The sequence below is a fragment of the Streptomyces sp. NPDC037083 genome (assembly GCF_055606485.1).
This window is the reverse complement of sequence record NZ_JBVJSQ010000003.1, coordinates 87,497-107,529: the sequence shown is the minus strand read 5'-3', so window position 1 is coordinate 107,529 and position 20,033 is coordinate 87,497. Positions and strand designations below refer to the sequence as shown.

Below are 20,033 nucleotides of genomic sequence, written 5' to 3'. Positions count from 1 at the left end.
CTGACAACGCCCCTGGAGCAGCCCGATGACCCCCGCCGCACCGTCCTTCGAGTTCCTGCCGGGCGCCGCGGGCTCTCCGGTCGTCCTGCATGTGCCGCACTCGGCCCGGGAGATACCGGCCGACGTGCGGGCCGGCATCGTGCTGGACGACACGGCGCTGGAGCGGGAGCTCGACCACATCACCGACTCGCACACCGCGCAGCTCGCGGCGCTGGCCGCCCGGTCGGCGCCGGTGACCCCGTGGCGGTTCGTGAACCGGCTGTCGCGGCTGGTCGTCGACCCGGAGCGGTTCCCGGACGAGCGGGAGGAGATGCGGTCCGTGGGCATGGGAGCGGTGTACACGCGGACCACGCACCGCGAACCGCTGCGGCCGGACGACACCGACCCCGAGCCGCTCGTCGCCCGCTACTTCCGGCCGTACGCGCAGGCCATGACGGACGCCGTCGCCGACCGCCTGGCGGCCGTCGGACGCGCCGTCGTCATCGACGTGCACTCCTACCCGGCCGAGGCGCTGCCCTACGAGCTGCACGGCACGGGCCCGCGCCCGCCGGTGTGCCTGGGCACGGACGCCTTCCACACCCCGCCCGAGCTGCTCGCCGCCGCGCGCGAGGCGTTCGGGGTGCTCGGGGAGACCGGGCTCGACAGCCCGTTCGCCGGGACGTACGTACCCCTGGAGTACTACGGCAAGGACTCCAGGGTGAGTGCTCTGATGGTGGAGATCCGCCGGGACACGTACATGACCGAGCCGGGCGGCCCGGCCGGTCCGGGGCTCACCCGGCTCGCCTCGGCGCTCGCGGACCTGGTGAGCGCGGTGGGCGGCTGACCCGCCGCCGCAGCGGCGGCGCGCCCCCGGGAGGGCCCCGGACCGGGCTGCGGCCGGCACCGACGGCGCACAGGACGGCGGCGCCGGACCGGGTCGAGGCCGCTGCCGCCGCCGCGCGGGGCGCGGGCGGACGCGGCGACCACCGTGCGCTCGACCGCGGCCGCCGAGGCGTACGGGACGCGAGGCGGCCGCGCCGCACGGCCTGCGACGGCTCGCGGTGCCGGGCGGGCCCGTGTCCTCAGGCGCGCAGCCACTCCGTGACGACCACCTCTGCGCCGGTGCGCAGGCGCAGGGCGAACGGGCCGGCGGGCGGTGCGTCGCAGGCGAAGCGGCCCATGTCGTCGGTGGTGAGCACGGCGGTCGCCCGGGGGCCGTGCAGGACCTCGATCGCGGCCGACTGGGGCGGCAGCAGCTGTCCCAGCAGCCCGTCGCCGGTCACCTCGACGTCCACCGTCAGCCCGCCCGTGTGGAAGGTCAGCATCCGCGGCACGTCCACCGCGCCCCGCACCGGGATGGCGTCGACCAGCGAGTCGAACGTCAGCTCGGCGATGCGCGCGTCCAGATCGTGCAGGGCGTAGGCCTCGATGGCGGCCCGCCGCAGCTCGGCCGGGACCGGGTCCAGGATGGCGGTGGCCCCGCGCAGTTCCTCCTCGAGCCCGTCGTGGTCGAACTCCTCGTCCACGAAGGGGGCTTCGCGGAAGACGTCGTCAAGTTCGTCGTCGTTCATGTCGCTCACAGTGCTCCCCGTGCGTCGAGTCGGGCGCGCAGGCGGCGCAGGCACCGCTGGCGCATCGGTCCGATGCTGCCGACGGCGATGCCCAGAGCGGCCGACACCTCCTGATAGCTGGGCGGCGGCGAGGCGATCAGCACCCGCAGCAGCTGCCGGCAGCGCTCGCCGAGCGCCTCGAACTCCTGCCACAGGTACCGGACGCGCTCGCTCTGCGCGGCCGCCTCCTCCGAGTCCAGTACCCACTGCTCCGGCGTGCGGTCCTCACTGGCCCGGTCGAGCAGCTGGGGATCGTCGGTCGGCGTCAGCCGCTTCAGGCCCTTGATCACCTTCAGGCACTCGTTGCGCGCGGTGCTCGCCAGCCACGCACCCGCCTTGTGCGGCTCACGGATCCGGCCCAGGTGCTGGGCGAAACGGAACCAGACGGTCTGGTACACCTCGTGCCCGTCGGCGTCCGAGAGCCGGTGTGCGCGCACGACCGACCACACCAGTGGGCTCAGCCCGTCCACCAGCGCCTTCCAGGCCGCCGTGTCACCGTCGACGGCGGACTGGACGAGCGCGCCGACATCACTACGGTCCACGGTCCCACCCCTCGTGTACGGCCTGTCATCGTACGCCGTGGCGGGGCTTGTCCCGGACCTCATGCGGGCCTCACGCCGGGCCGACCGGGACCGGGCGCCAGGTGGGCGGGAGCAGGGCCGGCACGTGCGCTCCGCGCACTTCGGCGAACTCCGTGTTCGCGGCGAGCAGCCGGCGGGCGGCGGCACGTGGGTCGGTCACCTGGTGCTCGGTCATGTGGGCGGCGACGAGTCCGGCCACGACCGGCGTCGCGAACGAGGTCCCGCTCCAGGACGCCAGCCCCTCGAACATCACCTGGTCCGGCTTGCCCGAGGTGGTCTGCTGCGTCTCGCTCAACACGCCGGTGTGGCGCGGGGACCGGCAGGTGCAGGAGTAGGCGAAGCCGTAGCGGCAGGTCTCGTACGTGGAGTGCTGGTACACGTACGGGACGGGGGTGTCGAAGCCGGTGAGGGCGCTGACGAGCCGCTCGCCGGGGGCGTAGGCCTTCACCCAGGGACCGTGGTTGCTGAAGCAGGCGCCGAACTCGCCGTCCCCGCGCAGCGCGCCCACCGACAGCACCGCGTCGGCGTAGTCGGGCAGCGCGGCGTAGGCGGCGGGCCAGAAGGGCGCGGCGCTGGCGTTGTTGCCCGCCGCGGCGACCAACAGGGTGCGCTGCGCGCGGAGTTCCTCCATGAACGCGGCGGCGCCGAGCAGGCCGTCCAGACGGCCGTTGGAGGTGCCGGCGGAGAGGCTGAGGATGTCGGGCCAGCCGTCCTCGACGGCGTCGAAGAGCCGCTCGCCGAACTCGGACTCGAGGATCGCGCCGGCGTCGTTGAGGGTGCCGCGCACGGTGACGTCCGTGCCGGGCGCGACGGCCGCGACGAGTCCCGCGATGAACGTGCCGTGGCCGACGTACTGCTGGAGGATGCCGTCCTCGTCGGTCTCCCTGCTCTGGACGTCGCCCTCGGTGTGCGCGAGCAGCGGGTAGGAGCGGTAGTCGTGGGTCAGGCCGGTGTCGATGACGAGGACGCCGACGGTGCGGTCGGCGTCGTGGTCCGCCTGCGCGGCGGCGGGGTTGGGCCGCTCGCTGCGCGGGACGGGGACCGGCTCGTCGCCGGGGCAGGCGTTGACGGCGATGGACACCACGTGGTTGCGGCTGATGAGCCGGCGGCCCGCGCGTCCCTCCGTCTCGCGCAGTGCGCGCAGCGCTCCCGCCACGGCGTGGTCGGCGTCGCGACCGCCCTCGCCGGGGTCGCCGACCCGGATACGGGTGATGCCGGAGCGGTTGGTCCGCGGGCCCGCGCGGCGCACGTGGTCCGGCACCAGACCGTCGGTCGCGGTGAAGTGCGAGCGGACGGCGTCCTCGACGACCTGGGCCTCCTCGCCGTCGCGGGCGAGGACGACGCCCCTCTCGTAGATGAACTCGGCGGAGTCGTCCGGTCCCATCGCCAACGGGACGTCGGGCAGGGAACGTTGGATCTGCTCGAACTGCTCGTGGAATCGCTGTGGCGCCATGGCGTGTCCTCCCCCTACGACCGGTGCTCGTCAGCAAGACCCGCGAGGCGGTCGTCTGATACAGGTGGTGCGACGACATATGAGGGGCGTGCGGTTGCGCCCGCACGCCCCTTCGTCAGGCCCCCGCCGCGGACGCCGCGGGGCCCTCGCACCCCCTCGCGCCCCCGTCCCCACCGCCCTCGGCGCCCCCGTCGCGCCGCCCCCGCGCCCTCTTCTCGGCAAGTCCGTTGACACGACGTCCAATTGTTACTGGTGGATACGGTGCCGAAACGGTGTGGCCCGCAAGCCGGAGCACTACCATCCGTAAAGTGACAGCGGGAAACGACTCGGTTCTCGAACTGCTGCCTATGGTGTTCGCCGCCCCGGGCGACGCGTTGTCCCGGGCGGAAGAAGTGCTCGACACCGATCCGACGCCGTTGCACGCCTCGGTCGCCCACCAGGTGATCGGCATCTGGCAGCGCGACTGGGGCGACATGCGTCTCGCCCTGGACCATCTGCGACGCGCCCGCGACCTCGCGGCCCGCGCGGACTCGGCCGAGCGGGAGGCGGACGTCCTCGGCACCCTCGGCGTGGCGCTGGTGCACGCGGGCCGCACGCGGCGGGGGCTGGAGGCGTTCGAGCGGGGCGTCGAGCGCGGATCGGGCCACACCCGCGCGCGCGTGCTCTACCGGCGGGCCTACTCCCTGTGGGTGCTCGGCCGTCACCGCGAGGCGCTGGAGGACGTCCGCCGGGCGATTCCCGTCCTGCGCCAGGCGGACGACGTCATCTGGACGGCGCGCGCCCTCACCCTGCGCGCCACCGTGCATCTGGCCCTCGGGGCGGTCGACCGGGCCGAGGCGGACTTCACGGCGGCGGAGGCGCTGTGGGACACCACCGGCCAGGAGCACGACAAGGCGGACGCGGTGGAGAGCCGCGGCCTGGCCGCGTTCCGCTCCGGCGACGTTCCCGCCGCGCTGCGGCTCCTGGACGAGGCGGAGGAGCGGTACGCCAAACTCGGCACGCCCACGTTCATGCTCGACATCCGGCGCTGCGAGGTCCTGATGGCGGCCGGTCTCGCCCCGGAGGCGCTGGCCGAGGCGGACGCCGCCATAGGCGTCCTGGACGGCATCGGCGGGCAGTCCACCCGCAAGGCTGAGCTGCTGCTGGCCGCCGCGAAGGCGGCACGGCTGGCGGGCGACCCGGGCACGGCGATCGCGCGCGCGGCCGTGGCCGAGCGGCTCTTCGCGGGCCAGCGGCGCACCTGGTGGGAGGCGCACGCGCGGCTGGTGCTGATCGAGGCGCGGGTGGCCGTCGGGCGCGGCTCCGGCCGGCTGGTCGCGGACGCCGCGCGGCTCGCCGAGCGGCTGGCGGCCTTCCAGGCTCCGGCCGCGCCCGAGGCCTGGTTGCTGGCGGGGCGCATCGCACTGGACCTGAGGTGGACCACGGAGGCCGAGCGTTATCTCCAGATCGCGGCGCGCAGCCGGCGCAGCGGTCCGCCGCTGGCCCGGATGACGGGCTGGGCGGCGCAGGCCCTGTGGGCGCGGGCGACGGGCTCGGGCCGTGGCGTGCTGGAGGCCTGCCGGCGCGGACTGGACGTCCTCGACGCCCACCGCATGACGCTGGGCGCCTCCGAGCTGCGCGCCCGGGCCACCGCCCAGGGCGCCGAACTCGCCGCGCTGGCCCAGCAGGTGAGCCTGGAGCGGGGCGGGCCACGGCAGTTGCTGGTGTGGAGCGAACGCTGGCGGGCCACGGCACTGTCCACACCGCCCACCCGGCCGCCGACCGATCCCGCGCTGCTGAGCGGGATGACCGCCTTCCGGGTGATCGCCGCCCGCGCCGAGGCCGCCCGGATGGAGGGCAGACCGGTGCCGGCCCTGGAACGTGAACAGCGGCGTCTGGAGCGGGAGATCCGCTCACGGACCCTGCACATCCGCGGGGGGCCGGCCTGGGTCGGTGACCGGTTCGGCGGTGACCGCTTCGACGCGGGCCGCCTTCTGGAGCGGCTCGGCGAGGGGCGTCTCGTCGAACTCGCCGTCCTGGACGGCCGGGTTCAGGTGCTGTTGTGCGGGGACGGGCGGGTGCGCCGGTTCGCGGGCGGACTGCTGGCCGATGCGGAACGGGAGGCCGAGCACGTCCAGGCCGGGCTGCGGCGGCTGGCCCACCCCGGCGCCGAGGCGCGGCTGCCGGTGGTGGAGGCGGCGGGACGACGGCTGGAGCAACTGCTGCTGGGCGAGGCGGCACGGCAGCTGGGCTCCGGTCCGGTCGTGGTGGTGCCGCCCGCACGGCTGCACCGGGTGCCGTGGGCCCTGCTGCCCTCGCTGCGCGAGCGGGTGCTCAGCGTGTCGCCGTCGGCGAGCGGCTGGCTGCGCGCGCGGGAGACCGAACCGCCCCCGGGCGGCCGGCAGGTGCTCGTGCGGGGGCCGGGCCTGGCGTCCTGCGGCGCGGAGGTGCCGGAGGTGGCCGGGCGCTACGGCAGGCCGGTCGTGCTGGAGCACGACGACGCCCATGTGCCGCGGGTACTGGCGGAGTTGGACGGGGCCGCGCTGGCGCACATCGCCGCGCACGGCACGTTCCGCGCCGACAGCCCGATGTTCTCGTCGCTGCGCATGGCGGACGGCCCGCTGATCGTGCACGACTTCGAGCGGCTCGCCCGCAGCCCGTACCGGATCATCCTCTCCAGCTGTGACACGGCTCGGCTCGCCTCGGTGGGCGCGGACGAACTCCTCGGACTGGTCACGGCGTTGCTGCCGCTGGGCACGGCGGGCGTGGTGGCGAGCAGCGCGCCCGTCAACGACGCGGCGGTCGTGCCGCTGATGCTGGCCCTGCACAAGGGCGTCAGCGCCGGCCTTTCCCTGGCGGAGTCGTTGCGGGACGCGCGGGCCGCGCTGCCGGGGGACGCCGTCCATCACGCGACGGGCTGGGCGTTCACGGCGTTCGGAGCGGCGTGAACGAGCGTCCGCGTGCGGACGGGCCGCACGGGAACCGGCTACGGGACCGGGCCGCACAGGGCCGGGCCCACGGGACCGGGCCGGACCGGCCAGGCCGCACGGAGGCAGGCCGCACAAGACCGAGCCACACGGAATCGCGCGCCACTGGGCCGGGCCGCACAGGACCGGCCCACACGGGACCCCAGGCATGGGCTCGGGACGGCGGCGTAGAGGCCGCGGTCATGCGCGCCGGGGGGAAGCGGCCGGGGGGAGCGCCGGGGACGCGTCTCCTTCGGGGGCGGGTGACGCGTCCCCGGCCCTATCTGCTCACGGGCGGTGAGCACCAGCCCCCGGGGCCGCGGGGTCGGGGCGACGACGAGTCGAGGGACGGGGGTCAAGGCGGGGAACGGGCAGGGACGCGCGGAGTGAGGGCCGGGACGCGCGCCGCGGGAGCAGGGACGCGCGGAGTGAGGGCCGGGACGCGCGCCGCGGGAGCAGGGACGCGCGGAGTGAGGGCCGGGACGCGCGCCGCGGGAGCGGGGACGCTCGGGGTGGGGGCGGGGGCGCGGAGCTCACGAGGCCGCCCGCCGGGCGCCGGGGGCGTCCGGGTGGTCGAGACCGAGGTGGTCGCGGAGCGTGGCACCCTCGTACTCCGTGCGGAACACGCCCTGTTCCTGCAGCAGCGGCACGACCTTGTCGGCGAACTCGTCGAGGCCGCCCGGGGTGATGTGCGGGACGAGGATGAACCCGTCGGCGGCGTCGGCCTGGACGTAGTCGTTGATCGTCCGTGCGACGGTCTCCGGGGAGCCGACGAAGTTCTGGCGGTTGCCGGTCTCGATGACCAGGTCGCGGATGGACCAGCCGTTGGCCTCGGCGAGCTCCCGCCACTCGCGTGCGGTGGCCAGGGGGTCCCGGTACATGCGCACCTGGGCGCGGCCGCGCGCGATGCGGTTCTCGCCGGGGTCCGGATCGATGTCGGGCAGCGGGCCCTCGGGGTCGTAGCCGGACAGGTCCCTGTTCCAGACGAACTCGAGGTGCTTGAGGGCGGTCGCGCCGCTGACCTGCTTGCGGCGCACGTCACGGGCGATCTCGGCGGCCTCGGCGTCGGTGTCGCCCAGCACGAAGCTCGCGGCGGGCAGGATGAGCAGTTGGTCGGCACGGCGGCCGTACCTGGCGAGGCGGGACTTCACGTCGGTGTAGAAGGCCTGGCCGGTGTCGAGGGCGGCGTACCTGCTGAAGATCGCGTCGGCGCTGGACGCCGCGAACTCGCGGCCCTCGTCGGAGTCGCCGGCCTGGAAGATCACCGGGCGGCCCTGCGGGCTGCGCGGGACGTTGAAGCGGCCGTGGATGTCGAAGTGCCGCCCCTCGTGCACGAAGGCGCCGGCCTTGGCGTCGCTCAGGAACGCGCCGGTGGTCTGGTCGGCGAGGATCTCGTCGCCCTGCCAGGAGTCGAAGAGCTCGCCCGCGGTGGCGAGGAACTCCTTGGCCCGGGAGTACCGCTCCTCCTGCGGGAGGAATCCGCCGCGGCGGAAGTTCTCGCCGGTGAAGGCGTCCCAGGAGGTGACGACGTTCCACGCGGCGCGGCCGTCGGAGAGGTGGTCGAGGCTGGCGAACTGGCGGGCCACCTCGTAGGGCTCGTTGAAGGTGGAGTTGATGGTGCCGGTCAGACCGAGGCGCTCGGTGACGGCGGCGAGCGCCGCCAGGACCGTGAAGGTGTCCGGGCGGCCCACCACGTCCAGGTCGTAGATCCTGCCGCCCTGTTCGCGCAGGCGCAGGCCCTCGGCGAGGAACAGGAAGTCGAACTTGGCGCGTTCGGCGGTCCGCGCGAAGTGGGCGAAGGAGCTGAACTCGATGTGGCTGCCGGCCCGTGGGTCGCTCCACACGGTGGTGTTGTTGACGCCGGGGAAGTGGGCGGCGAGGTGGATCTGTTTGCGGGGCTTGCTCATGGTGGGGTCTCCCTCCCGCTCAGGCGTGGGCCGCGGCGGCATAGCGGTTGGCGGGGCGGGACAGGCCCAGCAGCCCCCGCAGGGTGTCGGCCTCGTAGGCGCGGCGGAACGCCCCGCGACGCTGGAGCTCGGGGACCAGGCCCCGGGTGATGGCCGGCAGATCGTGACCGGCGACGGCCGGCCGCAGCCGGAATCCGCTCAGCCCGGCCGCCTGCAACTCCTGCAGCAGATCGGCGAGTTGGGCGGGCGAGCCGGCGAATATCCGGGCGTCGCTGCGGTACTCCTCGCCGGCGAGGGTGTCGAGGCGGTCGCGGCGGGCGGCGGCCGCGGCCGGATCGTCGTCGAGGAGGACGACCAGGTCCCCGAAGACGTGCAACGGCTCGGCTCGCCCCGCGCTCTCCTGTTCGGCGCGGATCTCGGCGACGATCGCTCGGGCATGGTCGGTGTCGCGTGGGGTGACATGGCCGACGTCGGCGGCGCGGGCCACCAGCCGGTAGGGGACCGTGTCGTGGGCGAGGGCGGTGACCACGGGCTGGCCCTGGGGCGGGCGCGGGGTGATCGAGGGGCCCTTGACGCTGAAGTGGCGGCCCTCGAAGTCGATGTAGTGGAGCTTCTCGCGATCGATGAAACGGCCCGTCGCCACGTCCCGGATCTCCGCGTCGTCCTCCCAGCTGTCCCAGAGGCGGCGCACGACCTCGACGTGGTCGGCGGCCTCGTCGAACAGGTCGGTCAGCGACTCCTGGGCGGCCGGGTCGTCGTAGGCCTCGATGCGGGGGACGGTCCGGCGGCCGAAGTGGGCGGCCTCGCTGGGGCGGGCGGTGATCTGGACGCGCAGACCCGCGCGCCCGGCGCTCACGTAGTCGAGGGTGGCGATCGCCTTGGAGATGTGGAACGGCTCGGTGTGCGTGGCCACCACCGTCGGGATCAGCCCTATGTGGCGGGTGAGGGGTGCGACGCGGGAGGCGACGAGCACGGCGTCGAGGCGGCCGCGGACCTGGTCGGTGCGGTCGTCCGGGTCGAGAAAGTGGGAGGACTGCGGGCCGAGGCCGTCCTCGAAGGTCACGAAGTCGAGCAGCCCGCGCTCGGCCTCGGCGACCAGGTCGGCCCAGTATCCGGCGGTGAACAGCTCACGTGGTCGGGCGACGGGCTCGCGCCAGGAGGCGGGATGCCAGCCGGTGCCGTCCAGAGCGACGGCGAGATGCAGAGGGGAGGAGGGGGTCGAGGACACGAGGGTGCCTTCCTGGAGGTCCGTACGGAAGCGCCGGCCGTCGCGCGGGGAATGCGCGGGCACAGGGCGGGGCGGGAACGGGTCAGGAGCAACAGAGCGCGCCGGCCACGCGCTGGAGGTCGATGTGGGGCCGGGAGTGGAGGTGGGCGGTGTGGCGTATGTGGATCACGTCCGCTCCTCCTTCTGTCCGGGCGCCGACGGGCGCCTCACACATCTCGTCATGAGTCCGAACGCCCGGCTCCCGCCGGATGTTCCCGACGGGGGCCGGGCCGGTGCGGCGCGGCGCGGCGGCGGTGCGTCAGGAGTTGTCGAGCGGCAGGCCCGGCGGGTTGATCTCGGACTTGGCGACGGCCTCGTTGGAGAGGTGGTAGGCCGCCAGCCACTTGGCGTACTGCCCGTTGTCGATCAGGTGGTTGATGGCGTCCGCGACCGGCTTGGCCAGGCCGCTGTCCTTCTTGGCGGTGGCCGCGATCAGGCCCTGGAGCGACTCGCCGGCGCCGGAGAAGGTGCCCGCGCTGCGCGTCGCGTTGGCCGTGCCCGCGGTCTTGGCGACGTTGTAGGCGATGCCGGGGTTGGGACCGAAGAACGCGTCGATCTTGCCGCTGCCCAGGGCCAGGTAGACGCCGTTGCGGTCCGGGTAGTACTTGACGGTGAGCTTCTTGCCCTCGGACTCCAGCTTCTTCTTCCACTCCAGGAGGATCTTCTCCTGGTTGGTGCCGGAGCCGACGGTGACGGTCAGGCCCGCGAGCTTGCGGTAGTCGCCGTCGAAGTTCCACTTGCTGGACTTCCTGACCTCCCAGCCGAGGTTGTCCTGGCGGTAGGAGGCGAACTCGTACTTCTTCTTGCGCTCCTCGGTGTCGGTGACGTTCGAGAAGGCGACGTCGACCTTGCCGCTGTCGATGCCGACGAAGAGGTTCTCCCAGGTGAAGTTCTTCGTCTCGGGCTTCAGACCGAGGACCGCGGCCACCAGACGGCCCAGGTCGGGCTCGGCCCCGGTGAGGGTCTTCTGGTCGTCGCCGACGTACGCCAGCGGGGCGAAGCCGGAGGGCAGGGCGCCGACGCCGATGGTCAGCCTGCCGCTCTTGCGCACGGCGGCGGGCAGTTCGGCGCTGATGGACTTGACCTCGGAGACCTTCAGCACGGTCTCCTCGGCGGCTCCGTTGGACACCCGGCCGATGGTCACGCTGCCGGCGGCGTCGGTCTTCGTCGCGGCCTCGCTGTCACCGCCGCAGGCGGCGAGCCCGGTGGCGAGGGTGGCGACCGCGGTGGCCGCGGTGATGCCGCGCGTCAGGCTGCGTCGGGTGAAGAGGGCAGACATGGCCGTCCTTTGTGACTGGAGGGAGGGGTGGTGGTGTGGGGGGAAGTCGTGGCGCGGCGGTGTCAGAGCACCTTGCCGAGGAAGTCCCGGGTCCGCTCGTGCCGGGGGTTGTCGAGGACCTCGTCCGGCGGGCCCTGCTCGACGATCCTGCCGCCGTCGAGGAAGACGACCTCGTCCGCGATCTCGCGGGCGAAGCCGATCTCGTGGGTGACGATGACGAGCGTGGTGCCGCCGGCCGCGAGGTCCTTGATGACGGCCAGGACCTCGCCGACGAGCTCGGGGTCGAGGGCGGAGGTCGGCTCGTCGAAGAGGATCACGCCGGGACGCAGCGCGAGAGCGCGGGCGATGGCGACCCGCTGCTGCTGTCCGCCGGACAACTGCCTCGGATAGGCGGCGGCCTTGTCGGCCAGGCCGACGCGGCCGAGGAGCGCACGGGCCAGTTCCAGGGCCTGGGGCTTGGCGAGCTTCCCCGTGGCCACCGGGGCGGCGGCGACGTTGTCCAGCACGGTCAGGTGCGGGAAGAGGTTGAAGTTCTGGAAGACGAAGCCGATCCGGCCGCGCTGGGCCAGGATGGCCCGTTCGCTCAGCTCGCGCAGCCGGTCGCGGTGCCGGCGGACGCCGATCGGTTCGCCGTTGACGCTGACATGGCCGATCTCGGGCTTCTCCAGATGGTTGATGACCCGCAGCAGGGTGGACTTGCCGGAGCCGGACGGGCCGAGGATCACGGTGACCTCGCCGGGCCGCACGGTCAGACTCACCCCGTCCAGGACCCGGTGGGCGCCGTACCACTTGTGCACGCCGTGCACCTCGACGGTGGCGGGCGCGTCCCCCGCGATCCCGGCGTCCCCCGCTATCCCGGCGACCTCCGCGATCCCGGCGGCCCCGGCGATCCCGGCGGCCCCGGCGATCGTCCCGGTCCCGGCGTCCCTCACAGCTCCTGTGTTCCTCACAACTCCTGCGTTCTCCGCGGACCTTGCGTTCCTCACGGCTCCGTCCTTCTTCGCGGCCCCGGTCTTCTTCGCGGCTCCGGTGGTCATACGGCGGCCTCCCGGCGGATGCGGGCCCGCAGGTCGGTGAGACCGGTCCGCAGTTTCTGAAGCGGCGTCGGCGGCAGGGAGCGCGTGGCGCCCCGGGCGTAGTACCGCTCGACGTAGAACTGGACGACGGACACGAGGCTGGTCAGGATCAGGTACCAGACGGTGACGACCAGCAGCAGCGGCACGATGTCGCCGGGGTAGGTGGCCCCCATGGTCTGCGCGGTGCCGAACAGGTCCAGCAGGGACACGTAGAAGACCAGCGAGGTGGACTTGACCAGGCCGATCAGCTGGTTGACGTAGTTCGGGGTGATCGACCGCAGGGCCTGCGGGAAGACGATCCTCCAGAACTGGTAGCGCCTGGGCAGGCCGAGCGCGGCGGCCGCCTCGTGCTGGCCCTGGTCGACGGAGAGGATGCCGCCGCGGACCACTTCGGCGGCGTAGGCCGCCTCGTTGAGGCTGAGACCGACGACGGCGATCACCATGTCCGTGGCGAGCCGCGACTCGTCGAAGCGGAAGAAGGCGGGGCCGAACGGAACACCCACGCTGAGGGTCTGGTACAGGGCGCTGAAGTTGTACAGGAAGAGCAGCACCACGATCAGCGGGATGGAGCGCAGCGCCCACACGTAGGTCCAGCTGACCGCGCGCAGCACCGGGCTCTTCGAGAGACGGGCGACGGCGAGCAGGATGCCGCCGAGGAGGCCCAGCACCGCGCTGTAGGCGGCCACTTCCAGGGTGATCAGCAGTCCGTCGAGGATCACCGGCCGCAGGAACCAGTAGCCGAAACGGTCCCACTGGTAGAAGGGGTTGGAGAGCAGTCCGTGGGCGAACTGCGCCACCAGGACGAGTACCACGGCGGTGGCCATCCAGCGGCCCGGCCGGCGCAGCGGCTGGACCCGCTGGGCGGTGAGCTTCTGCGACGGGATGTCGACGGCGGGTGCGGCCTCGGCGAGGGCCACGGCGCCCGGGGGTTCACTCATGACGGTGCTCCGGTGGGAGTCGGGCACCCCGGGGCACCGCGCAGGTGGGGCGGCCACGGCGCGCTCGGGCAAGGCGGCGGGGACCGCTGCGGGAGCGCATGGGCACGGCGCACGGATGCGTGACGGAGACCGGGGTGGGGCGGGCGACGGCACACCGCTCGGGCGGTGTTCGTCAGGATCGCGAAGCGGGGCGAAGGCGAGGATTCAGCCCCGGCGGCGGGCACGGCCCGGTGCGGTACACAGTGCGCTGTTCACACGGAGCAGGTCGACGGCGCGGTTGGCGACCAGGATGTCGAGGTACGGCCGTACGCAGCCCCGGGGGCGACGGGGCGCCGTCCGATGAGCTGCGTACATGTCCGTCACCTTCACTGTTCCGGCCCCTTGGGGCCTCGCGCTTACCGATGCGTCATCGCTGAGACGTCGGTCCGGTCGTCACCTGGGGCACCCCACCGCGGAGCGAGGGTTGCCGGTCAGCCAGCCAGGGCTTGTCGCTGACGCTCATGACCGTTCTGGGCCGCAAGTAAGGCAGTTGCCCGAACGAATGTCAACGCCGGTCCAGTGGATGGACCGGGTCGGGGGCGGTCGACCTGCGGTCGGACCGCCGCTCAGTCCGTGGTGTAGCTCTCCCAGTCCAGGATCTGGACGGCGGCGCCGGCGGCCTCCAGGCCCTGGCAACGGGCGTGATGGCGGCGGGCGACGGCGTCCAGGTCGAGGTGGACGCCGAAGGCCGGGTGGGCGGCCAGGCGGCGGGCGTAGGCCCACAGGCCGGGGTGGTCGGCGATGCGGTGCACGGCGGCCGCGTCCAGGTGGTGCCGGTGCACGGTGTCGAGCTGGACCAGCGCGACCCACAACTCGACGTCCGCGGCCGAGATCTGATCACTGATCAGGTACGTGTGGTCACCCAGCCCGCGCTCCAGCACCCCGAGCGTCGTGAGCAGCCTGTCGAGGGCGGCGGCGCGCTCCTCCTCGTCGGCGTCCGCCGCTCCGGCCCGCTGGGCGGCCGCCTCGATGCCCTGCGCGCACATCCGCTCGACGGCCTCGATCTGGGACTCGGCCCCGCACGGGTACAGCGCAGGCCGGCCGCCGCCGAAGCGCCGGGCGAGGTCCCGGGCGATGTCGGGGCCGTGGCTGCTGACGATGCGCCCCGACCAGTCGTCGCTGAGCACCGGAGCGAGGGCCGGTCCGGTGTAGCGGTGCGCGCTCGCTTCGTACAGGGGGCGCAGCGCCGAGTGGCCGCCGTCGGCGCGGTCGGGCACGGCCGGCAGGAAGGTGACCGGGCAGATCTCGTCCAGGCCGAGGAGGCTGTGGGTGACGGCGATGCGCAGACAGTCGGGATCGGCCGCCGCCAGATGCAGGCGGTAGCGGCGCGGCACGGCGTAGTGGCCGCTGCGCGCGTCCTGGCCGATCCGGCCCCGGAAGGCGGGGGCGGGACGGGCGGCGGGGTGGACGGCGGCCAGAGGTGTGACGGACATGACTCTCCCCGGGGCGGGGCGCACTGAGGGCGTGCGCGCGGCGGATGCGACGGCGAAGGGGGCGGACCTCGTGTGCGCGTGCCGGGTACGGCCGTGCCCGCGGGACACCGCCGGTGCGGTTCGGCGCGGGGACGGGCCCGGCTCAGCCCTGGGAGCTGATCGCGCTGCAGACGCGCTGCAGGTCGATGTGACGGCGGGAGGTGAGAAGGGGCGAGGACCAGGCCGTGCGGCTCGCTCGGCCGGTGATCGGCTCCAGTCGCCCCATTGTTTCCCTACCCGTTCACTAGGATTCCCGGATCGAGTGTCGATCCACCCCGAGCGCCCGTCAAGGGGGCGTCCACCAGGTGAATACGGGGCGGCCCGCCGCGTGCACGCCGGGGCGGGGCCGCGGATGCGGGCCGCTGGGCCGACGACGGGCAGCGCCACGGGCGCGAGAACGGTCGACGGCGTGCCCCGCACGCACGGGCCGGCCCGCCGAGGAGGCGGTGCGGGGCGGCTCGCGGACATCGGCCGGCACCCCGCCCGGCTTGCCGACGACCGTGGACGCGGGTGCCGCCGGCGGCGGCGCCCGACATCACGCCGGAGGCGGTCGGGTCACTGGCGGGGCTTGTTCGTCGCCGCGAACTCGTCGGCGGCCGCGAGGTCGAAGTCGCCGTGGTCGCTGCCGAGGCCCTGCGCGACGAGGGCGGCGGCGGCGCTGCCGAGGATCGCGGCGTCGCCCGGCGTACGGCCGAGGCTGACGCCCCGCAGGTAGCCCGCCGAGAAGGCGTCTCCGCAGCCGGTGGTGTCGACGACGTCGACGACGAAGGCGGGCACCGGTTCCGCGCCGTCCGCGGTGACCACCAGCGCGCCGTCCCCGCCGCGGGTCGCGGCCACCACGCCCGCACCGGCGGCCAGCAGCTTGCGCGCGCCCGCCAGCAGGTCGCTCTCGCCGGTGAAGCCGAGGACCTGGTCCTCGTTGGGCAGCAGATGGTCGATGTGGGGCAGGGCCGCCTCGATCTGCTCGAAGCTGCCGAGGACACCGGGGGCGAGCAGGTCCACGGACGTGACGACGCCGTGTTCCTTGGCGTAGGACAGGATGCGCGCGGCGACGTCGACGCCGATCAACTCCGGTCCCCCGAGGTGCAGATGCGTCGCCTCGGCGAGGGCGTCCCAGGGGACGTCGTCCAGGCCGTAGGTGATGTTGGCGCCGAGCAGGTGCAGCGAGGGCCGGTCGCCGTTGGGCCGGATCGGCAGCACGCTCGCGGAGGTGGCGGTGTCGGTGCGGCGGACGAGGAAGCGGGTGTCGACGCCCGCCCGGTCGAGCAGCTGCACCAGCATGTCGCCGGTCGGGTCCGAGCCCACGGCGCCGGCGCTGCGCACCTCGGCGCCGAGCTTGGCAAGCGTGAGGGCGGTGCCGCCGGCGGTCCCGGCGGCGGTCATCCGGATGTCCTCGACGAGCGTCGCGCCCTGGCCCTCGGGTATCTCCTCCACCGGCCGCACCAGTACGTCCAGTACGTGCACGCCCATCGTGAAGACGTTCATCGGCTTTCCTCCTGCGCGGGGGGAACGGGGTGGGTGGTGCCGTAGTCGCGGGCGATCGCGGCCTCGATCACGGCGAGTTGCTGCCGCTCGTCGAGGACGCGCGGCCGGCCCATGGCGGCGGCGCGCTGGTAGACGCCGCAGGCCCATTCGAGGAGCAGCGCGTTCCCGACCGCCTTGTCGAGGGTCGTCGCGTGGGTGACCGCGCCGTGGTTGGCCATCAGGGCGGCGCTGCGGCCGTCGAGCGCGGCGAGCACCGACTCGGCGAGTTCGGGGGTGCCGAAGGTGGCGTACGGCGCGACCCGCACCGTGCCGCCGAGGGCGAGCAACTGGTAGTGGACGCAGGGGAGTTCGTCGAGCACGCAGGAGACGGCGGTGGCCATCGGGGCGTGGGTGTGAACGACCGCCCCGGTGCCGTAGCGGTGGTAGACGCCGAGGTGCAGCTCGAGTTCCGAGGTGGGCCGCAGATCTCCGGCCACCACCTTCCCGTCGAGGTCGACGACGGTCACCTGGTCCGGGGTGAGGCGGGCGAGCACCGCTCCGGTGGCGGTGATCGCGACCCGGTCGCCGACGCGGACGCTCACATTGCCGGCCGTGCCGATGAGGAGGCCCTCGGCCCCCAGAAGCCGGCAGGCGTCCGCCACGGCGGCCCGCTCCTGACTCAGCGTCGAGCTTGAGGCGGTCATGGGCGCGAAGGTAGCGTAAACGTGAAACAAAGTCACGTTCACGTTTGGAGGCAGTTCCTTGGTCCAGCCGACCGCGGGCCCCGACGGCGCCACCCCCCTGCGCCGCACCCCCCGCCAGGCGCGCAGCAAGGCGCGTCTGGCCCTGATGCTGCAGGCCGCCGAGCGCATCCTGGTGGACGAGGGAGTGGAGGCGCTCACCACGACGCGGGTCGCGGCCGAGGCCAAGGTGTCGGTCGGCTCCCTGTACCAGTACCTCCCCGACCGCGGAGCGATCATCGACGCGCTCGCGACGGGCTACTTCGCCCGCCTCGAGGGCGTCATGGACGAACTGGCCCGGACCGCGGCGGACGAGCGGTGGGACGATCCCGTGGGCGTCCTCGTCGACACCTGCTCCGGCGTCTACCGCACCGAACACGGCTTCCGCGCCCTGTGGTTCGGCAGCGGGCTGACCGAGCGGACCCGTGCCGCGGACCGCGAGCACAAGCGGCGGATGGCCGACGGGATCCGCCGGGTCCTGCTCGCGCTGGACGTGGCCCGCGACGACGAGGCGCTGGCGCGGGCCTGCCACGCCGCGATCCTCGCCGCCGACGCGCTCGCCCAGGAGGCCTTCCGCCGCAACCCGGAGGGCGACACGGACCTCCTCGACGAGGCGAAGGCGATGCTGCGCGGCTATCTCACCGAGGTCGTCGCACGGTACGGGTGAGTGCCGCCGGACCGGCGGCCGGACGGGACGAAAGTCGCTGGCCGGCGCGCCGGAGGGGTGGATACCGTCGGGTTCCGGAGGCGACCGGGTCCGTGGTCGCCGCACCCGGAAGGCGATCACCGTGACCACGCAGGACCGCACCACGACGACCCTGTGGCGACCCACCGGCCCGGTGGAACTGGCCCTGGTGCGCGACCTCGCGTGGCGCGCCTGGCCGCCCCGCCTCCCCGAGCAGCCGATCTTCTATCCGGTCCTCAACGAGGACTACGCGGTCAGGATCGCCCGGGACTGGAACGTCAAGCACGACGGCGCCGGTTACGTGACCCGGTTCGAGGTCGACTCGGAGTTCCTGCGCAGATACCCGGTCCAGCGGGCCGGCGGCCGGACGATCCTCGAACTGTGGGTGCCCGCAGAGGAGTTGGAGGAGTTCAACGCCCATATCGTGGGCGGGATCGAGGTCGTCCACGAGTTCCGGTGACCGCTGCCGGGCGGGTGCGGGCCACCGCCGCGGTCCGGGCGGGCGGTCCGGCGGTGCGGGCTGCCCCGCCGGGGCTCCCGGCCGGGGCCGGCTGTGCGGGCGCCCATGAACCGACCCCGCGTCCACGCGAGTCGGGACGACAGGATTTGAACCTGCGACCCCTTGACCCCCAGTCAAGTGCGCTACCAAGCTGCGCCACGTCCCGTCGCGCTTCCGCGGCGGTGAGCTGCGGGAACGCGCACGTCGACCTTACCGTACGAGGCCGAGGCGGAGCAGCGCCGGCAGGGCGGGGCCGCGGAGGCCCGCCGGCCGGCTCGGTTCAGTCCCCGAGCGGGTGTTCCGGGTCGAGCAGAGCCGCGATCCGCTCGGTGACGGTCTGGGCGGTGTTGCCGCCGGGCGCGTTCGGGCCCACAGTGGTCGACACCGCGATGGTCAGCCGCTCGCTCGGCTCGTACGCCATCACGGCCGCGTAGCCGAAGAAGGACGGGTTCTGCGCCACCCAGCCGTTCTTGACCAGGACGCCGAGGCCGAAGTGGAAGTCCTCGGTCATGGGCAGACAGACGGTCGCGGGGCAGACGTCCGTCGGGTGCCCGAGACCGACCGTGCCCGGGTCGAGCTGGGTGCGGAAGGCGGCCGGTGAGAGCAGTTCGCCGGAGCCGACGGCCTGCCCGGAACGGGCGAGGTCGCAGATGTCCTGCGTGAGGACGGCGCCGGGGGCGGTGGTCCAGGAGGGGTTCCAGTACGTGGACTCCTCGTAGGTGCCGCGTTCGTCGTCGTAGGCGTGCAGGACGGGCGGCGGGATGAGCGCGGTGTCGTTGTCGCGCGTGTTGCGCAGACCGAGCGGCCGGACGATCCGCTCACGCAGGAGACGGTCGAGCGGGGTGCCGGTGATCTTCTCCAGGGCGCGGCCCAGGAGGACGAAGTTGGCGTGCGAGTAACTCCAGTTGGTGCCGGGCTCGTACCACAGGGGGTGGCTCAGCGAGAATCCGACGACCTCCTCGGGCGTCCAGTGCTGCCACGGGTCGGCGTAGAGCTTCTTCAGGAAGGCCGGGTCGGCGACGTAGTCGTGCAGGCCCGAGGTGGAGTCGCCGAGCATGCGCAGGGTGATCTCGTCGCCGTGCGGCAGGTCGGGCAGCCAGCGGGAGACGGGGGCGTCCAGGTCCACCCGGCCCTCGTCGACCAGCTGGAGCAGGACGGTGCCCATGAAGGCGATGCCGACCGATCCGGTCCGGAAATGCATGGCGGGGGTGGCGGGCACGCCCGTCAGCGACTCGCCGACCGCGCCGGTGACCAGCTCATGCCCGTCGATCGTGACCTTGACCAGGGCGGCCTTGAGGTCGAGCTCCCGCTGGGCCCGCCGGACGACGTCGAGGACCTCGCGCGCCCGGCCCTCGGGGCCGCGGGTGGCGGTGCACGCCTGGCCGTGGCGGTCGGGGACGCCGGTCGCGACCGCGGTCTGGAGGGTCGAGGCGAGGAGGGCGGCGGCGCAGAGCAGCGCCGTACGGGTACGCGTCATAGGCGCACTATGGGCCGATCGTCACAACGGCCCCGACGCCAACACTCGGGCGCCTGCGCCCCGGAACCCGTACGGAGGAGTCGGCACGGCCTGCGGCCGGAACCCGCCCCCCGGGGCTGCCGTCACACAGCGCCGGTCCCGATCCGCGCGTGCGCCCTCGACGCGACGCCCTGGCACGCCGGCCCCCGCCGAGGCCGGGGCCGGGACCACGCAGCCAAGCCGGTCGACGACCTCCCGAGGACCGGCCCGACTGCGAAGTCACGTCAGTCTTGGCGGCTGCCCGGCCCGCGTCAATACCCGTCCCGGAGGGTGAACGGCGGGCGCGGTCGCGAGCAGGGACCCTTCCGGTCACTCCGGGGGCGACACGCAGAATTTTCCCCGTCATCCGATCAACGCCGGGAATGCGCCCCCGTCTTCGGACATGCGGTCCAAAGGAACTCATTTCTCACGGTCGTTCATGTTTCTACGATGTGATTACGGGGTGAACGAGCCCTAGACGGAAAGGAATTCATCCGATTTCCTCCCTCCTGGTCCTCCACGCGTGACTGACCGAATCGATACGGCTGGTTACCGGCCGATCGTTCGAACGTTGACCAGTGAGTAACAAGGCCACTACCTTTCA

19 protein-coding genes, 1 tRNA gene and 1 riboswitch are annotated in these 20,033 nt (G+C 73.5%); of the genes, 4 read left to right on the top strand and 16 right to left on the bottom strand.

Annotated elements, in window-relative coordinates; genetic code table 11:
- Positions 1–25 precede the first annotated feature (25 nt).
- Positions 26–823, top strand: coding sequence for an N-formylglutamate amidohydrolase (locus ACZ7DE_RS09100; RefSeq protein ID WP_470759092.1), 798 nt, complete (start codon positions 26–28; stop codon positions 821–823).
- Between the two features lie 238 nt (positions 824–1,061).
- Here ACZ7DE_RS09100 and ACZ7DE_RS09095 read toward each other — a convergent pair whose 3' ends face one another.
- From ACZ7DE_RS09095 to ACZ7DE_RS09085, 3 genes are read right to left on the bottom strand one after another with little or no spacing between them, the layout of a single operon-like run.
- The gene (locus ACZ7DE_RS09095) at positions 1,062–1,550 is read right to left on the bottom strand and encodes a hypothetical protein (RefSeq protein ID WP_470759091.1); all 489 of its coding nucleotides are present in this window, start codon (positions 1,548–1,550) and stop codon (positions 1,062–1,064) included.
- A 5-nt stretch (positions 1,551–1,555) separates the two neighbouring features.
- Positions 1,556–2,194 (bottom strand): RNA polymerase sigma factor, encoded by a 639-nt coding sequence (locus tag ACZ7DE_RS09090; RefSeq protein WP_470759090.1) that lies wholly within the window; start codon positions 2,192–2,194, stop codon positions 1,556–1,558.
- Between the two features lie 7 nt (positions 2,195–2,201).
- Positions 2,202–3,623, bottom strand: a complete 1,422-nt coding sequence (locus ACZ7DE_RS09085) for a S8/S53 family peptidase (protein ID WP_470759089.1) — start codon at positions 3,621–3,623, stop codon at positions 2,202–2,204.
- A gap of 347 nt (positions 3,624–3,970) precedes the next feature.
- On the opposite strand from ACZ7DE_RS09085, the gene ACZ7DE_RS09080 reads away from it, so the two are divergent.
- The gene (locus tag ACZ7DE_RS09080; RefSeq protein ID WP_470760059.1) at positions 3,971–6,550 is read left to right on the top strand and encodes a CHAT domain-containing protein; all 2,580 of its coding nucleotides are present in this window, start codon (positions 3,971–3,973) and stop codon (positions 6,548–6,550) included.
- Between the two features lie 551 nt (positions 6,551–7,101).
- On the opposite strand, the gene ACZ7DE_RS09075 is transcribed toward ACZ7DE_RS09080, so the two are convergent.
- The 11 genes from ACZ7DE_RS09075 to ACZ7DE_RS09025 all read right to left on the bottom strand — a co-directional run bounded on the left by ACZ7DE_RS09075 (position 7,102) and on the right by ACZ7DE_RS09025 (position 16,714).
- A complete protein-coding gene (locus ACZ7DE_RS09075) occupies positions 7,102–8,475 on the bottom strand; it encodes an NtaA/DmoA family FMN-dependent monooxygenase (RefSeq protein ID WP_470759088.1) in 1,374 nt (457 codons plus the stop codon).
- Positions 8,476–8,494: 19 nt separating this feature from the next.
- Complete coding sequence (locus tag ACZ7DE_RS09070; RefSeq protein ID WP_470759087.1) at positions 8,495–9,703, bottom strand: LLM class flavin-dependent oxidoreductase; 1,209 nt, start codon at positions 9,701–9,703, stop codon at positions 8,495–8,497.
- 82 nt (positions 9,704–9,785) lie between these two features.
- Complete coding sequence (locus ACZ7DE_RS09065) at positions 9,786–9,917, bottom strand: putative leader peptide (RefSeq protein ID WP_470759086.1); 132 nt, start codon at positions 9,915–9,917, stop codon at positions 9,786–9,788.
- A gap of 84 nt (positions 9,918–10,001) precedes the next feature.
- On the bottom strand, positions 10,002–11,021 hold the full coding sequence (locus ACZ7DE_RS09060; RefSeq protein ID WP_470759085.1) for an ABC transporter substrate-binding protein: 1,020 nt from the start codon (positions 11,019–11,021) through the stop codon (positions 10,002–10,004).
- A 62-nt stretch (positions 11,022–11,083) separates the two neighbouring features.
- The gene (locus tag ACZ7DE_RS09055) at positions 11,084–11,953 is read right to left on the bottom strand and encodes an amino acid ABC transporter ATP-binding protein (protein ID WP_470759084.1); all 870 of its coding nucleotides are present in this window, start codon (positions 11,951–11,953) and stop codon (positions 11,084–11,086) included.
- A gap of 101 nt (positions 11,954–12,054) precedes the next feature.
- Positions 12,055–13,035, bottom strand: coding sequence for an amino acid ABC transporter permease (locus ACZ7DE_RS09050; protein WP_470759083.1), 981 nt, complete (start codon positions 13,033–13,035; stop codon positions 12,055–12,057).
- 204 nt (positions 13,036–13,239) lie between these two features.
- Complete coding sequence (locus ACZ7DE_RS09045; protein ID WP_470759082.1) at positions 13,240–13,389, bottom strand: hypothetical protein; 150 nt, start codon at positions 13,387–13,389, stop codon at positions 13,240–13,242.
- 32 nt (positions 13,390–13,421) lie between these two features.
- Positions 13,422–13,541: riboswitch (SAM riboswitch) on the bottom strand.
- Between the two features lie 99 nt (positions 13,542–13,640).
- Positions 13,641–14,507 (bottom strand): glutathione S-transferase C-terminal domain-containing protein, encoded by an 867-nt coding sequence (locus tag ACZ7DE_RS09040; RefSeq protein ID WP_470759081.1) that lies wholly within the window; start codon positions 14,505–14,507, stop codon positions 13,641–13,643.
- Positions 14,508–14,649: 142 nt separating this feature from the next.
- Positions 14,650–14,772, bottom strand: a complete 123-nt coding sequence (locus ACZ7DE_RS09035) for a putative leader peptide (protein ID WP_470759080.1) — start codon at positions 14,770–14,772, stop codon at positions 14,650–14,652.
- Positions 14,773–15,101: 329 nt separating this feature from the next.
- On the bottom strand, positions 15,102–16,031 hold the full coding sequence (locus ACZ7DE_RS09030; protein ID WP_470759079.1) for a carbohydrate kinase family protein: 930 nt from the start codon (positions 16,029–16,031) through the stop codon (positions 15,102–15,104).
- Positions 16,028–16,714 (bottom strand): class II aldolase/adducin family protein, encoded by a 687-nt coding sequence (locus ACZ7DE_RS09025; protein ID WP_470759078.1) that lies wholly within the window; start codon positions 16,712–16,714, stop codon positions 16,028–16,030. The genes ACZ7DE_RS09030 and ACZ7DE_RS09025 overlap by 4 nt, the downstream gene beginning before the upstream one ends.
- Positions 16,715–16,772: 58 nt before the next feature.
- On the opposite strand from ACZ7DE_RS09025, the gene ACZ7DE_RS09020 reads away from it, so the two are divergent.
- Together ACZ7DE_RS09020 and ACZ7DE_RS09015 are read left to right on the top strand one after the other, a co-directional pair.
- Positions 16,773–17,417 carry a TetR/AcrR family transcriptional regulator gene (locus ACZ7DE_RS09020; RefSeq protein WP_470759077.1) on the top strand — a complete coding sequence of 215 codons (645 nt, stop codon included), beginning with the start codon at positions 16,773–16,775 and terminating at the stop codon, positions 17,415–17,417.
- A 121-nt stretch (positions 17,418–17,538) separates the two neighbouring features.
- Positions 17,539–17,895, top strand: coding sequence for a hypothetical protein (locus ACZ7DE_RS09015; protein WP_470759076.1), 357 nt, complete (start codon positions 17,539–17,541; stop codon positions 17,893–17,895).
- A gap of 131 nt (positions 17,896–18,026) precedes the next feature.
- On the opposite strand, the gene ACZ7DE_RS09010 is transcribed toward ACZ7DE_RS09015, so the two are convergent.
- Together ACZ7DE_RS09010 and ACZ7DE_RS09005 are read right to left on the bottom strand one after the other, a co-directional pair.
- Positions 18,027–18,100, bottom strand: a tRNA-Pro gene (locus ACZ7DE_RS09010).
- Between the two features lie 114 nt (positions 18,101–18,214).
- Positions 18,215–19,411 carry a serine hydrolase domain-containing protein gene (locus ACZ7DE_RS09005; protein WP_470759075.1) on the bottom strand — a complete coding sequence of 399 codons (1,197 nt, stop codon included), beginning with the start codon at positions 19,409–19,411 and terminating at the stop codon, positions 18,215–18,217.
- Between the last annotated feature and the right edge of the window lie 622 nt (positions 19,412–20,033).

What these genes read in the sequence shown, in the direction of transcription:
- ACZ7DE_RS09100 (WP_470759092.1), top strand. Translation starts at nt 26, where the DNA reads ATGACCCCCGCCGCACCGTCCTTCGAGTTCCTGCCGGGCGCCGCGGGC.
- ACZ7DE_RS09095 (WP_470759091.1), bottom strand. Translation starts at nt 1,550, where the DNA reads ATGAACGACGACGAACTTGACGACGTCTTCCGCGAAGCCCCCTTCGTG.
- ACZ7DE_RS09090 (WP_470759090.1), bottom strand. Translation starts at nt 2,194, where the DNA reads ATGAGGTCCGGGACAAGCCCCGCCACGGCGTACGATGACAGGCCGTAC.
- ACZ7DE_RS09085 (WP_470759089.1), bottom strand. Translation starts at nt 3,623, where the DNA reads ATGGCGCCACAGCGATTCCACGAGCAGTTCGAGCAGATCCAACGTTCC.
- ACZ7DE_RS09080 (WP_470760059.1), top strand. Translation starts at nt 3,971, where the DNA reads ATGGTGTTCGCCGCCCCGGGCGACGCGTTGTCCCGGGCGGAAGAAGTG.
- ACZ7DE_RS09075 (WP_470759088.1), bottom strand. Translation starts at nt 8,475, where the DNA reads ATGAGCAAGCCCCGCAAACAGATCCACCTCGCCGCCCACTTCCCCGGC.
- ACZ7DE_RS09065 (WP_470759086.1), bottom strand. Translation starts at nt 9,917, where the DNA reads ATGTGTGAGGCGCCCGTCGGCGCCCGGACAGAAGGAGGAGCGGACGTG.
- ACZ7DE_RS09060 (WP_470759085.1), bottom strand. Translation starts at nt 11,021, where the DNA reads ATGTCTGCCCTCTTCACCCGACGCAGCCTGACGCGCGGCATCACCGCG.
- ACZ7DE_RS09050 (WP_470759083.1), bottom strand. Translation starts at nt 13,035, where the DNA reads ATGAGTGAACCCCCGGGCGCCGTGGCCCTCGCCGAGGCCGCACCCGCC.
- ACZ7DE_RS09045 (WP_470759082.1), bottom strand. Translation starts at nt 13,389, where the DNA reads ATGTACGCAGCTCATCGGACGGCGCCCCGTCGCCCCCGGGGCTGCGTA.
- ACZ7DE_RS09040 (WP_470759081.1), bottom strand. Translation starts at nt 14,507, where the DNA reads ATGTCCGTCACACCTCTGGCCGCCGTCCACCCCGCCGCCCGTCCCGCC.
- ACZ7DE_RS09035 (WP_470759080.1), bottom strand. Translation starts at nt 14,772, where the DNA reads ATGGGGCGACTGGAGCCGATCACCGGCCGAGCGAGCCGCACGGCCTGG.
- ACZ7DE_RS09030 (WP_470759079.1), bottom strand. Translation starts at nt 16,031, where the DNA reads ATGAACGTCTTCACGATGGGCGTGCACGTACTGGACGTACTGGTGCGG.
- ACZ7DE_RS09025 (WP_470759078.1), bottom strand. Translation starts at nt 16,714, where the DNA reads ATGACCGCCTCAAGCTCGACGCTGAGTCAGGAGCGGGCCGCCGTGGCG.
- ACZ7DE_RS09005 (WP_470759075.1), bottom strand. Translation starts at nt 19,411, where the DNA reads ATGACGCGTACCCGTACGGCGCTGCTCTGCGCCGCCGCCCTCCTCGCC.